The organism is Sphingobacterium micropteri, from assembly GCF_014692515.1.
GTDB classification, from domain to species: domain Bacteria; phylum Bacteroidota; class Bacteroidia; order Sphingobacteriales; family Sphingobacteriaceae; genus Sphingobacterium; species Sphingobacterium micropteri.
In genome coordinates, this window is the sequence record NZ_JACOIK010000020.1 from 47,233 (window position 1) to 61,861 (window position 14,629).

The window sequence follows — 14,629 nt, forward strand, 5'->3', positions numbered from 1 at the left end:
GTTTTTTATTCCTTCTCTACTTCCGCTTCTTTACCAAACAGCTTTTCCAACAGGCTTCTACGTCTCGCTTCGTCGCTTTCCATCTCCTGCATAATGGCTTCTTGCTCCGGATCGATTTCCCTGAACGTGGTATCGATCAACCCTTTCGGCCTTGGCGGTCGTAGCCCAGGCTCTAGAACAACACCATAAAACCCGTACGCTTCCGGCACCTGTTCATCCTGCAGCTGCCCAAGCTTACTCATAATATAACCATACGTATTAAAATGCCGCTGTACCCAAGGTTTTAGATGCCCAGTATAGTCAAAAGAAGAAAGTCCAGTTTTCGGGCGAGGAATAATACTGGAGAGGAATAAACTCTCCCCGATGTTTAGCTGAGCAGGTGTTTTGCCAAAATAATAGGAAGATGCTTCCTGGATACCATATACATTTTTGCCCCATTCAATCACATTCAAATATACCTCAAACATGCGGTCTTTACCCACCTGTTCCGAGGTCTCCATTAGCCATACCAACAAAATCTCTTCAAATTTCCGCATCATGGTTTTGTTCCGGTTCAAAAAAACATTTTTCACCAACTGCATGGAGATGGTACTTGCTCCACGTTTGAACGCCCGTTCCTTCACATTCGTAGCGATAGAGAGCTTAAAGGCCTCCTCTTCAAATCCGTTGTGCTGATAAAAATACGGATCTTCGGTATTCAACACCGTTTTCTTCAATATAGAAGCCACTTGATTTAACGGTGTGAATGTTGGATTTTGTGTCCCCACCACAATCTCCCGCATCAATACAGTATCCTCATAAGCCTTGTACGTAAATGGCTCATTTAGTTGATTGACAGCTGCATTTCCCCATTGGATTATTTTCAGCTCCTTGTCATCGATTTTAGAATGAAAAGCCAGACTATCCGGCTCCGCAAAATTGATCAAAAAATCGAGATCATATGCGATCTTTCCTTCAACCTGAATACCATCCAGTGTTTCAAATAATCCCTGCGGAATAGCATCAAATAACTTTTGTGCTTCGAACTTGCCCGTATGAACAGATAAACTAACCACTTTATCCGGCTTCGGAATAAACTTAATATAAGGTTGAAATTCAAATTCCTTCACACGGATTTTACTTGCTGGATCAATTTCAATAGCAGCTTTGCCGATATTAAGCTGTCCTTCTCCAATAGCTTCAGGAATAACAACCTCATCTTCCGACAGACGACGATGATTCACATGCAGATTGTCGAAAGACCATTTACCGGCAAGTGTTAAAGAATCTGCCGTGATGCGTTTCACTTGTGCCAAGTCAAACATGATCTTATCGAAACTTACCCGCAGACCAAATTTCCGACGTAGAAAAGGGAGTTCCACATTTTTTTCCTCGGACGACACTTCAACCCGTAATTGCTGTTTATCGGGATTTACACGTCCGCTCAAGTTCCACTGGGCATCATGGTCATTCAAAAAAAGGCTGGTCTCGAAATCTCCGTCGTCCATCACCGCTTCCGGCAATCGAATCTGTTGGTGGACGCTATCATCCTGATAAGAAAGCTGAAAATTCTCTAATTCCATATTTCGGGGAATCTTAAAGAAGATCTGCTTTATCACACCATCAATCAAAGAAGCGTAATTACTTTCTACATCTTCTTCTACCCTAACCGTGGTATCTTTTGCTTGCTTTTGAAATAGAAAATCATAATTACTGATCGTATCACGCTCTAAAAGAGTTACATCTGCATTTTGTAAAGCTAAATTTCCAATTTTTACATCACCGAATAACAAAGGAAACAATCGAACCGATACAGCCATACGTTCAATTTTGGCAAGCGTATCCCGCTGTTGCGGTATAACTTCAATGTCCCGGAAAGTAACAGTGGCCAGCCCCGTAAACGAATATTCCTGTACATTAAAATCAATATGATACCGCTCACGCAAGGTATTTTCCACTTTCACCATTACCTCATCCAACATCCGCGTACGAACAGACAACGCTATAATAAGTCCTATTACGAGTAGCAAAAGAAGAATACCTCCAGTTATTAAGGTAATTTTTTTTTGCTTTCGTGTTAAAGAGGGTAATTTTTCGATTATACGCATACCAATCTATTTCTTGTTTAAAAATAGAATATTTTTTCTGAAAGTATACAACAAAAGAGGGTGACCTGTGTGTCACCCTCATCATCTAAAAATTTTTCGTCTATAAGTTGCTTACGGATTCAGCAAATCATACACTCTAACGTAATCTATCTGCAACTGTGCCGGGAAAGCTTCATCATCTACACCCTCCTGTCCGCCCCAATCACCACCGATAGCCAGATTCAATAGCCAGTGAAATTTCTGATCAAAAGGCCATACGCCACTGCCTGTTCCTTCATTCGGGAAATTGAATATCTGTATATTGTCTACAAAACCACGAATATATTCTGGTGTCCAGTCTACACGGTATTCATGAAACGCTGTCGTAGCATTCTCAATTTTCCTGTTGGATCCGACCTGGGTATCAATGGAATGATTATAATCTTCCGTATGCACCGTAATATGCACCACGTCCTGATCATAACCAACGTGTTCCAGGATATCGATTTCACCGGAGCGAGGCCAGTCTCCATAAACTCTATCCGTAGGCAACATCCAAGCGGCAGCCCAATTCCCTTTTCCAGGAGGCACTTTGGCACTTACCACAAACCGACCGTAAAGAAAATCTCCCTTATCTCTGCTCACCAACCGTGCCGATGTATATCCGAACCCTTCATATTCTTCTTTTAAAGCGGTAATATGCAATACGCCGTCGGCTATATGTACATTTTCTGGTCTCGCTTCCGTATAATACTGCAGTTCATTGTTGCCCCAACCATTGTTTTGCGAGCCGACATCATAACTCCATTTCTGGACATCCGGAAGACCGTCTACATCAAATTCATCTGCCCACGAGGGTGTTGTCGCAAAGTTATACGTTTTAGGTTCAGGAGGTTCGGGAATAACAATGTAGTTCTCGTTTGATTTTTCAGAACAAGACAGCATAACAACTAAAGGAAGTATCCAAAGACTCATATTTTTTTTCATTTTATTCATTTTATAAATTTAGATGGGGTTCTATTCAAAAGACCGTAAAGTGAATGTCCACCAAGAAGCTTGTCCCGTCGCGGGATCCACTTCGGAGATCCTTACCCCGATTTTTAAGATATCATAACCCTGACCGTTTACATTGCTTTTCATTTCCAAAATGTCATACAATACGAAATCATTAACGGGTCCCGATACTGTTTCGCCGCCATTGTGTGCTTTTTTGACACCAATATGAGCACCTCGGCCTACTAATCGGAGTTGGCCAAGCCGGTTTACACCCGTACCTTCGGTCACGGAAAACCGGAAGGTTCCGGAATTCCACAGAGCTTGTTCGCCGGTTAGATTTGCAGCCGGTTCACAACCCGATGTGCCGTTCCCCAGATAACCATCTGCAAAAAAGTCACCTTTGTTGTCGTAGGCAAAAGTGCCTTCAGCGTTGAAAGAGAAAACAAACTCGTCGTTAAATTCGCATGCCCTCGCGGTGACGTCTGCGACACCGCTGCTCCACCATTCACCGTTATCCGGCCCAGGACCTACCTTGAACGCACCTGCTTCCGGATTCAATTTCCATTTTTTCTGATCACAGCTCGCAATGAAACCCAAGGCCCTGTCGTTAGCACATGCTTCGGGATCATTTTCCGAAATGGTGACTGATTTGGTTATGCTTGCCATCCCCCCTTGTCCGACGACGTTCAATTGGATATCATACAAGCCTTCAAAAATCAAATTTGCCTCTACGACATCCCCTTCCAGCGTTTGCCCACTGCTCAATACGGTCCATTTGGCAATGGTCGGTGTATTAGTTTTATTTGTTAACTGTACCCGTCCCGGTCCGGTCTCTATAGCCTCAAAATCGGGTTGTGGCAAATCATCCAATGATAGATTTTCGCCCTCTATCTGACAGGACTGTATAAAGAAGAGCAGAAGCATCGCCCCCCACACCTTCATTTTCTTTGGTATTTTATAATCGATTGTCATGATATTTTTTTATTTAGTTCCACCGTATTCTTTATTCTGTTCCAAAAGGGTATTATCCAATTCCAACAAAGGGATAGGCAATACTTCATGCTTTCCAGCCACAAATCCTCGGTCTCCAAGAGCCGTTGCGGCGTCGCCCCAGCGTACAAGATCAAACCAGCGGTGTCCCTCGCCTGCCAGTTCCAATCTACGCTCGCGTTTGATATTTTCAAAAGTAGCCGCTACCGGCCCTAAGCCTACCCGTTCCCGAACCGCATTCAATAGTGCAGCAGCGCGAGTAGCATTTCCGCCTCCTCTGACGAGAGCTTCCGCTTCCAACAGGTAGGTGTCAGCGAGCCTAATATCATAGATATTCTGTGGAAAGTTGAGTTCAAACGATCCGGCACCTGTCCAGCGATTGGATTCTCTTCCAGCATATTTTTCTAGAAAATACCCACTGTCCATATAACCGGGTGTGTACGACGACCCATTTCCTGCCAATTGATGCATGTCGATGACGGTAGAAGAATATCGCGGATCTCCCTGTAACACACCCACCAATTCCGTCGTCAGCGGAAGGAATCCCCAACCTGCAACATAGTCCGGTGCTCCGGAGCCGGGTGCATAGCCACGGGGACCAATCATAATGTTGAGGATGTTCCCTTCGGTACAGTCTATACAGCCCCAATCACCCACCGATGTATTCGTAAATGAAATTTCAAAGATGGATTCGCTGTTGAATTTATTATCCACATTGAACAGTTCGGAAAAATTATTTAACAAACTATATCCATATTGACTGGTTTGGCCAGGCTCACCGTTTACCTCGCTAAATTGTGCCGCTGCCTGCGTAAATTTTTCCTGCTGTAGATAAACCTTGCCCAGCAGTGCTCTTGCCGTACCTTGCGAGGCTCTTCCTGCTTCTGAGGTCGCGTTTATCGTTAGCGGTAAACCCGGCATTGCCTCCAACAGATCGTTTTCCATGGCGGTGTATACATCTTCTGGAGCAGCTTGGATTACTTCATAAATGGCATCTCCTTCCAGCGGACTCGTAATCAACGGAATATTCCGGAAATAACGGATCAAGTCAAAATAAAAGTAGGCTCTCAGAAATTTTGCCTCTGCCTCAAATCTTGCTTTTTCCTGTTCAGACATCGGAACGTCTGATAGCTTTTGCAACAAAACATTTGCACGCATGATCCCCATATAGCCCCTTCTCCAAAGATCTTCCTGCGGGCCCACGGCAGGTTCTAACGAATAATCGGACCACGCCTGGATATGTGGCAAGTCTGAAGATCCACCACCGCCTGCGAAATGGTCATCGGAAGCAGCGGAAGTGCTCAATATTTTTGTCGTGTATCCTGAACTTTGGAATCCCACAACATCATAGATTGCCACCAAACCATTGTATGCCTCCTGACGATTTCTATAATAATTCTCTTCCAAGTCTGTGCCCCGAGGCTTTAATTCCAAAAAACTATCGGAACACGACTGCAATCCCATAATGGATAAAGCACCAAACATCAGGGATAATTTAATATATCTTTTCATCACGATTTCTAATTTAAAATGCAACATTAAGTCCCACCATGAATGACCGAGCCTGTGGATACACACCACGATCTATACTCATAATATCTCCACCAATTTCCGGATCAAAGCCGGAGTATTTAGTGGATGTCCACAGGTTTTCGGCCATGACATACAATCTCGCTTTCTGCAGACCCACTCGCTTGGATACGTCGCTGGGCAGCGTATAGCCTAACTGTACCGTCTTGAAACGGAAATAGCTACCATCTTCCAGATAAAAATCAGAAGGATTCGTAAAATTGTTATTATTATCCGCATCCGTCAGGCGCGGAAAGTCATTGGACGAGCCATCACCCGTCCATCTTCCCAATGCCCGGGTAGAATAATTGGCATTGTTGATATCCAACCGGCGTAGACCTTGGAATATTTTATTTCCCGCTACCCCTTGCCCAAATATCAAGGCATCGAAATTCTTCCAATCCAAATTCAAGGTAAAACCGTAAGACCAATTTGGTGTTGGATCGCCGATAAATGTACGATCATTGGCATCAATGACGCCATTTCCATCAATATCTGCCCATCTAAAATCACCCGGACGAGCGTTGGGCTGTATCAGACTGCCTTCCGCATTTGTATAGGCATTGATCTCCGCTTCATTCTGGAATATACCCATGGTCTGGAAACCATAAAAGGAATTGAACGCATGGCCTACCATTGTTCGGGTGATATTATAGGTAGACGCTTGAAAAGCAGCCCCGTTCAAAAAGCTTACACCTGCACCGATGTCCGTAACCTCGTTTCTAAGGTAAGAGGCATTCCCGTTGACCGCAAAACCCAATTCTCCAATTTTATTACGGTAGCCAAGCTCCAATTCCACTCCAGTATTTTTCATATCTGCCACGTTGGCTGCCGGATTGCCTATCGCTCCTACAAAACCCGGAATCCGCGGATTTTGAAGAATACCCGTCGTTACCTTGTTAAACCAGTCAAACGTTAAATTGAAGTTATTCAAAAACGTCATTTCCAGACCGATGTTCGTCTGGCTGGTCTGCTCCCAGCGTAAATCTGGATTTGATGGCGCATTGGGGCTGTATCCAATGGTATACATATCGGTAAGCCCAATGGTGTAATTACGCCCTCCCCCAATGGTGGACAAATAAGCAAAATCACCGATATTATCGTTACCGACCACACCGTATCCGCCCCTGATCTTTAGCATATTGATGTACGGATTATCGGCCAAAAAGTCCTCGCGACTGGCAAGCCAACCTAAAGAAAACGATGGAAAGACGCCATATTTGTTATTTGATCCGAAACGGGAAGAGCCATCCCTTCGTATCAAACCTTCGGCCATATATTTTTCCTTGTAATTATAGTTCAGCCTAGCGAACAAGGAGGAGACCGTATGCCCCACATTTTCGTAGCCCGAGGAATTCTTCTGATCCGCAGGAATATTATAATTCAGAGAGGCATCATCGTAATTATTTACGGGTAGACCAAAGTATGTCACCGATAAACCACGTGCACGGTTGTCATAATAAGCTCCTTGCCCCAAAAGCACCGTGAAGTTGTGATCCTCTATAGCGCGTTCATAGGAAATGGTGTTTTCCAGATTCCAGTCAAAACCTCGATGTGTTCCTCTAGTAAAATCATTTTGTGAACGTTGTACAATGGTATTTAAATAATGAACGGGTGTAAAACTTTCATTGCCCCAAAAAGACAATTTCGTTCCTAAGGTCGAACGGATCTTCAATCCCTCTAGTAATTCAATTTCACCATAAACATTTCCTACAAAGTTGTCCGACCATCCGTGGTTTCCGAGCCGAGTCTGCATATATGCTAACGGGTTTGACATTTCCTGCACCACATAAGGCGAAATGCCGTACGGATTGCCAAACGCATCACGAACCACGGCCTGACTTTGGTAAGGTCTATTCGGGCTGTTGATAACATCGGGATCCGTCTCTATAACAGGCGTTATCGGATCCAGGTTAATAGCCGAAGACAAGGGGCCACCGTATTCGCTATTGGTATTTCCGACGCCCTGGCTTCTCTCATGAGAATATCCTAAGTTTTGTCCCAATTTAAGCCATTTTGTGACCTTATGTTCAGAATTTAAACGGATATTGACCCGCCTGTAATTGGATATATCAGAGGCAATGACCCCGTCTTGCGAGAGATACCCAAAAGAAGTGTAAAAGGTCGATACATCATTACCACCACTTACGCTCAACTCATGGTTCTGCCGGAATGCATTTTTATTGAAAATCTCCTCCTGCCAGTCTGTTCCTTCACCAAATGATCTGGGATCAGCAAATGGTATTGCATTTCCGGCAGCAAAGGCCGCTTCATTTCTCAAGGTTGCGTATTCTGTAGCATTAAGCAAACTGAGTTTGCGTGCCGGGGCAGAAGTTCCGACAAAAGTGTTGTAGTTGACACGCATAGCGCCGGCAGCTCCTTTTTTGGTCGTAACCAAAATAACGCCTGCTGCGGCCCGAGCCCCATAAATTGCCTGCGAAGACGCATCTTTCAGCACTTCTATGGATTCGATATCCGATTGGTTCAGATAACTGATACCTCCAGCGTCGATAACAACACCATCGACGACCCAAAGCGGGTTATTGTTCCCAAAGGTGGTAAAACCACGCACACGGATAGTCGCTGCCGAACCGGGCTGACCGGAATTCGTGGCGATGGTTAAACCGGACGTTCGCCCCTGCAAAGATTGTTCAATACGCGTTACCGGCATGGTCTCCAAATCGCTCGCCTTGACGCTGCTAATTGCTCCGGTAACCACACTTTTCTTTTGCGTTCCGTAACCGACGACAACGACCTCTTCCAGTTCATCCACACCTTCCTGTAGCTGGATGTCATAAACGCCCGCCTGGGTCACCGTGGCCCGGGCAGACAGCATGCCCATTTGGGTAAATATTAAGGTAGCCCTATTACCTGTTACCTGAATGGAATACTGTCCAGATCCATCCGTACTGGTTGCCTGTGTACTTCCCTGAACGGCGACGGTCACACCCGACAAAGGCTCTTGGGTAACGGCCGACGTAACCCGCCCCCGCACCTGCATAGTCTGTGCAGCAAGTTCCGTAACCGAAAAGCACATACACAGTAACATGAATGCATGTAAAATTCTAATCCTCATAAGTTGAATTTGTTTAACATGGTTTATAAAAATTTTGGTTCACTCCAATTCTTTGTGATTGCCAAAGAACATGGTTCAAAAATAGGAGGGTAATCGGTAAAGTGTCTTTTTTCCGAGACTACAATTACCACTACAAAAGATCATATTAGCAAATAAAACGCCCAAAACACCACTACAAACACGCTACACTATTATATTAAAACACTAATTATCAATATTCTACAAAAAACAGTAACTAATAATTAACAATTCGTGATCAATAGCTACACACGCTTTACTTCTCAGGCGCACTCCTTATTCATCACTCTTCACTCTTCGTATATTGCATCAAATAATCATAGAGATTAACTTCCGAATCGATCTTTAATTTCTTTCGCAAGCGGTAGCGACTTACTTCAACTGCTTTGACCGTAACATGCATCAGTTGAGCAATTTCTTTAGAGAGCAGATTCATACGTAGCAAAGCACATAGTTTTAATTCATTTGCTGTCAAATCGGGATGCTGTTCTTTTAATCTTAGAAAAAAGTTTTCATTGGCATGATGAATATGCGTATTGAATTTTTCCCAATCATCATTTGTTCTTTCCGCAGACCGGATAAGGCGAATCAATTGCCGGAAGTTTTGTTGTTCCTCCTTATCTTCTAAGCGATTCATTGTTTGGGTAACGTTATCCTTAATTTTACGCAGCACCTCGCCACGTTGGATGATATTCATGGTTAAATTAGCCAATTCTTTATCCTTGAAACCTAATTCCACTTCCAGCTTTTCGTTACGGAGTTTGATAACTTCCTTTTCTTTCTTTTCAATTTCCAATTGTCGCACGTGGAGCTCATCCCGATGCCTTTCTTTTAATTTTTTACGCTGTACACCCAGCAGCCAAAAAATAAACACGAGAAACAAAACAGCATACAGTACATAACTAACCGGATGTGCATACCAAGGAGGCGCAACACGAAACGAAAATTGCTGTTCTTCCGATTCGTTCCCCATCCCGTTTCTAGATTTCACTTTAAAAACATACGTTCCTGCCGGCAAATTTGTATACTCTTTTTCACTTCGATTACTCCAAGCCGACCACTTTGTTTCCAGTCCTTCCAACATATAACGGAACTCTACTTGCTCCTGTTGGTCATACATGGTCGAACTAAAATTAAATTGAAGCGAGTTAAAGGCATAGCGCAGTTTTGTATCGGGTACATGCTGATATCGATACCCTCCAAACAACAGTTGCTCTTTTTTATCGCTATCAAACGCTTTGACAGTCCGAAGCAGCATGTTAGGTCTAGACGCACGTTCCTGATAGGCCGTGTAATTCAGTAAAATCCCTCCTTTTTGTCCACTTATAAACACATTTTCCGCATCATGTACATACACCGATTCAAACCCGCCTAATATCTCTCCATTCAATTCCGGAAAATAAGAAACAGTATATTGGTATTCCCCAACAGGACGGGAAAAGTCCAGCACACCCAACCGCTTATTGCTCGCAAACCAAACATTTCCCATTTTATCTTCCATCATGTATTGGATGGGTATATTAACGAGTGCTTGATATTCTTCCGATGCTATAAAAGTGTCATTCGCTGCATTGTAGACATACACGCCTTTAGGTGTCGACACCATAATATCATTTCGAATATGAAAAATATAATTGTGCAACATAGATGGTAAGCCTCCTGCTACGTCATAACGCTGTTGGTGTGTAATTTTCTTAAAGTCTTTTGACAGGGATAATTTAAAAACTCCCCGATACGGATGCGATACCCATATGGCGTGGGTTGTAGCGTCATAATGCGCAAAGCGCAAGGTTTCATATGACCCCTCTATATGCCCCTTGTCGATAAAGCGCTGACCATCGAATACAATATGGCGTAAACCTAAATAAGACCCTGCAACGATATCATAAGAAGGCGATACACGTGATGCTGCCTGATATGTCCAGATTCCGGTAGAGCTATGGACCGACACTACACCGTCGTCCTGTATCTCAAAGCTCCCCTCTTCATGTCCAATTAACAACCTGCCGTTTACATCTTGGATGGACCATACTTGTCCATCGCTATGAGGCACCTTTTCAAATCTTGCCTCTGACATGCCAATATTGTCAATAGCATCGCCTCTATAAGGTGTTACATACAAACCGTTGGATGTTCCGAGATACAGTTTATGGTTAAAAATACGCAAACTATATGTTCCCAACTTCGTATGCTGATCGGGATAAATATATTTGATGGCACTGTTGACAGCGATATAATCTATTCCATCATCTAAAGCTAACCATAGGTTGCCATTTCTGTCTTTAAATATATTACGGATATTATTCGTTTGCAAACCCTCTCCATAACTATATCGCTGAACGATCTCACCATCTTTATCTATAATCAGCATACCTTCAGGATACATGCTTAGTGCAAACAAATCATTTCCCAACGATCTAATACTTGAAATGCGGTTTGTTAAAAATTGAGCATCCAAAGACGTTTCTTTCGGGAAAAATTTACGGTTTCCTACATAAAAAAGACCATCTTTCATCGTTGCAACTAATAAGGTATCAGCCGAGTAAGCCACTATACCCGTAATCATCACTCCCTTTTTGATGGTATTTTCTCCGATAATGGACTTCCAAATGCCGTCTTCATAATGCAGCAGCCCTCTTTCCATATCTTGGGCATAAACATCTTCCCCAACGGATGTCATGTACTGCCAACTACTATGCGGTCTATCCACACTAATTTTGTCTTGATAGTAATGAAAAATATGGTTATTAGCTTGAAAAAAGACATGTTCTCCTGATATGGCAATATGCCATACATCCGCAAATTGCCTTTCTTTCTCCGGGATTTTTCCCACTAAGGAATGGTAGACCAACGTACCCCGTTCATCGGCTTCAAAATAACCTATTTCATCCTGTCCTCCCACATAGATTCTTCCCTTTCCGTCAAAACAGACCGAACGCACAATTGTGGAATTGGGCAACGGATACACATTCCAGTACCGTCCATCAAAAGAAAGCAGTCCCTCATTGTTACCAAAATACATGATACCCTGCGTGTCCTGCGTTACATCCCAATTTTGGACACCACCCTCATACACTTTACTGGAATAGTTTATGATTTGTGGCATCGCAATCGTACGTTGCGCATATGTTTTTTCGCAAAAAATCAAAAAGAAAATTGAAAGAAGAAATATATATCTACCCATTCGTATCTGGCTATATCGTTAGCGTTGGTAGACGAAGATAGCAAAATCCCTTTAGATGACAATTTCGCTTAACAACAAATCGATGACAAGATTGTCTCTTTCAATGTGTAAATTTGTAACGTAACAAACCATGGTCATGATTACAAAAGAACAAATATTATACGCTCTGGGGCATGTAGAAGAGCCCGATCTCAAAAAAGATCTGGTGACCTTGAACATGATTCAAAATGTAGAAATTCTACCCGATAAAATTAAGTTTGATGTCGTGTTAACCACCCCTGCTTGTCCATTGAAAGGACACATCGAACACGCCTGTCGGAATGCTATCGGCCTTTTCGTCAGTAAGGAGATCGATGTGGATATCAACATGACTTCGCGTGTAGTAGGTGTAGAATCTGCACAACTAGATGGTATTAAAAACATTATTTTAGTGTCATCCGGTAAAGGCGGTGTCGGTAAATCGACTGTGGCGAGTAATCTAGCCTTGGCGTTGGCAGAAAGCGGTGCAAAAACCGGCTTATTAGACGCGGATATTTATGGCCCTTCGTTACCGCTGATGTTCGGATTAGAAGGTACCCGTCCGGCATCTATTCAAATTAACGGAAAACAGAAGATATCACCTGTAGAAAAATTCGGATTGAAACTATTATCTATCGGTTTTTTCACGGATCCCAACCAACCAATACCGTGGCGGGGACCTATGGCAACATCCGCTATCAAACAACTCTTTGGCGATGCCCATTGGGGTGAATTGGATTATCTCATTGTCGATATGCCTCCCGGAACCGGCGACATTCATATTACGGTGGCACAGTCGTACCCTATCTCCGGCGCAGTTATCGTGACTACACCACAACAGGTTGCGTTGGCCGATACGATGAAAGGAATGGCTATGTTCCGCATGGAAGGGATCAATATTCCCATTATTGGTATCGTGGAGAATATGTCGTATTTCACGCCAGCTGAGTTACCAAACAACAAATATTATATTTTTGGCAAAGATGGCGGAAAACGTCTGGCAGAAGACAATAACGTTCCTTTTTTAGGAGAAATACCATTGGTAAAAGCAGTTGCCGATGCGGGCGACAATGGCTTTCCGGTTCTTTTGGATGCAGATGAACCTGTTGCCAACGCCTATAAAGAAATAGCCGGTCGTGCTGCGCAAGAATTGAGTATACTCGCCAATAAAGTAGATTAAGTTATTCCTGTCCGCCAAATTAACGGACAGGTTCGCTATAATTACTCAGCAGCACCGAAAGCACCGTAATAGCCCGCACCAATAAGTGCAGCTTGGCTATTTAAAACAATACGGATAGGTACTTTCTCCAACAGATGCTTCATGTGGGCATTTTGGATGAACTGTTCCCGGAAAAGATCTTTTTTCAGCAATGGAAATATCCTTGGCGGAATCCCTCCTCCTAACCATAGACCTCCAACAGCTTTATGTTTTAACACCAAACTCGCCGATTCCCGTGCCATATAACTGACGAACAGGTCCATTGTTAAACTACATGTAGCATCTAATTCCCGCATAGCAGCATGGCTGATTACCGCCGCCGGATTATCGTTATTCTTGAAATTTTCTTTCAACCAAGCAGGCTCCTTATGTCCTTTGGCATCTCGAAGGAATTTATATATCCTGTATATTCCTGGTCCAGATACCACATGTTCCCAACTGATAATTGCATCCTCTTGTTGCAGATAATGTAACAGTTCTACATCGAGATCCGTACGTGGTGCGAATTCGCTATGCCCACCTTCGGTTGCAAATGGGCGATGATAGGTTCCATCCCAGAATATACCTGCCTCACCCAACCCTGTTCCGGGCGCCAATACCACCATATTGCCGGAGATCGTTTCAGAACTTTCAAACAAGGATACCGTGTCTTCCGCGCTTAATCCTACCAAACCATACGCCGTCGCTTCTAAATCATTGATAATCGAGACTTTTTCGATATTAAATGCTGTCTGTAAAGACGCAGCGTCCAATTCCCAGGAGAGGTTGGTCAATGTTACCTTATTTTCCAATACTGGTCCAGCTACTCCAATCGACAGGACATCAGGTCTAACGTTATCGTCCGCTGTTAGAAATTTTTGCAAAATTTCCTCAAACGTACCGAGCGAACGAGACCCAAATGTTTCTTCCCGTATCAGCGAAAGTTTGTTTCCGTTTACTTCAAAAATACCGAAACTCGTTTTAGTTCCTCCTATATCTACAGCCAAGATTTTCTTTCCGTTTAATGATCCGTCCTCTTTCCTTGGCAAATAAAATCTATATGACATCGTTTATGTGATTGTTATGCTATAATACGAATATTTTTAAGAGTATGCAACTGTGTTATCTATCGTATCAAAAGTTTTTGGCGCAACCCGGACGGAAATGCGACGTCGGCGCACGGATGTGCAGCATCGGCGGACGGAAGTGTCACGTCGTCGTTCGCCGACATCGTTTCGTTGCCCTACCTGATGAAATTTCCGGCTATCTTGTTTACATCGGTGTACGGGATGACCATTCCGGTGCCTAACATGTATGTATTGCCGTATACCATGAACGTTTTGATGTACAGAAGTTGCTTCCCAGCGTACGGCGACATTCGCAAGAATGTACCTTCCTAAAAAAACTTGACAGCTTTATCGGTTAGTTCTTGATAATATTTACTGTTATTCTATTTTTTGCTAAAGCAAAGTTACACAATGATTCTTTCATACAGCATTTCGATGTAATTTTTG

At 43.3% G+C, this 14,629-nt stretch carries 9 protein-coding genes; 2 read left to right on the forward strand and 7 right to left on the reverse strand.

Features of this window, described 5'->3' with window-relative positions; translation table 11 throughout:
- Positions 1-5: 5 nt before the first annotated feature.
- From H8B06_RS20210 to H8B06_RS20235, 6 genes are all read right to left on the reverse strand, one after another.
- Positions 6-2,087 (reverse strand): transglycosylase domain-containing protein, encoded by a 2,082-nt coding sequence (locus H8B06_RS20210; RefSeq protein ID WP_223857820.1) that lies wholly within the window; start codon positions 2,085-2,087, stop codon positions 6-8.
- Between the two features lie 111 nt (positions 2,088-2,198).
- Positions 2,199-3,053 carry a glycoside hydrolase family 16 protein gene (locus tag H8B06_RS20215; protein ID WP_190996001.1) on the reverse strand — a complete coding sequence of 285 codons (855 nt, stop codon included), beginning with the start codon at positions 3,051-3,053 and terminating at the stop codon, positions 2,199-2,201.
- 30 nt (positions 3,054-3,083) lie between these two features.
- Complete coding sequence (locus tag H8B06_RS20220) at positions 3,084-4,034, reverse strand: hypothetical protein (protein ID WP_190996002.1); 951 nt, start codon at positions 4,032-4,034, stop codon at positions 3,084-3,086.
- 9 nt (positions 4,035-4,043) lie between these two features.
- The gene (locus H8B06_RS20225) at positions 4,044-5,564 is read right to left on the reverse strand and encodes a RagB/SusD family nutrient uptake outer membrane protein (protein WP_190996003.1); all 1,521 of its coding nucleotides are present in this window, start codon (positions 5,562-5,564) and stop codon (positions 4,044-4,046) included.
- Between the two features lie 13 nt (positions 5,565-5,577).
- Positions 5,578-8,697, reverse strand: a complete 3,120-nt coding sequence (locus tag H8B06_RS20230) for a SusC/RagA family TonB-linked outer membrane protein (protein WP_190996004.1) — start codon at positions 8,695-8,697, stop codon at positions 5,578-5,580.
- Between the two features lie 301 nt (positions 8,698-8,998).
- Positions 8,999-11,821 (reverse strand): triple tyrosine motif-containing protein, encoded by a 2,823-nt coding sequence (locus H8B06_RS20235; protein WP_190996005.1) that lies wholly within the window; start codon positions 11,819-11,821, stop codon positions 8,999-9,001.
- Positions 11,822-12,035: 214 nt separating this feature from the next.
- Here H8B06_RS20235 and H8B06_RS20240 point away from each other — a divergent pair, with 214 nt between their 5' ends.
- A complete protein-coding gene (locus H8B06_RS20240) occupies positions 12,036-13,097 on the forward strand; it encodes an Mrp/NBP35 family ATP-binding protein (protein ID WP_190996006.1) in 1,062 nt (353 codons plus the stop codon).
- A 41-nt stretch (positions 13,098-13,138) separates the two neighbouring features.
- Here H8B06_RS20240 and glk read toward each other — a convergent pair whose 3' ends face one another.
- Positions 13,139-14,182, reverse strand: a complete 1,044-nt coding sequence (gene glk, locus H8B06_RS20245; protein ID WP_190996007.1) for a glucokinase — start codon at positions 14,180-14,182, stop codon at positions 13,139-13,141.
- 44 nt (positions 14,183-14,226) lie between these two features.
- Between glk and H8B06_RS20250 the strand changes: the two genes are divergently transcribed.
- Positions 14,227-14,424: a hypothetical protein gene (locus tag H8B06_RS20250; protein ID WP_190996008.1), complete on the forward strand. Its 198-nt coding sequence runs from the start codon at positions 14,227-14,229 to the stop codon at positions 14,422-14,424.
- The last annotated feature ends 205 nt before the right edge of the window (positions 14,425-14,629 follow it).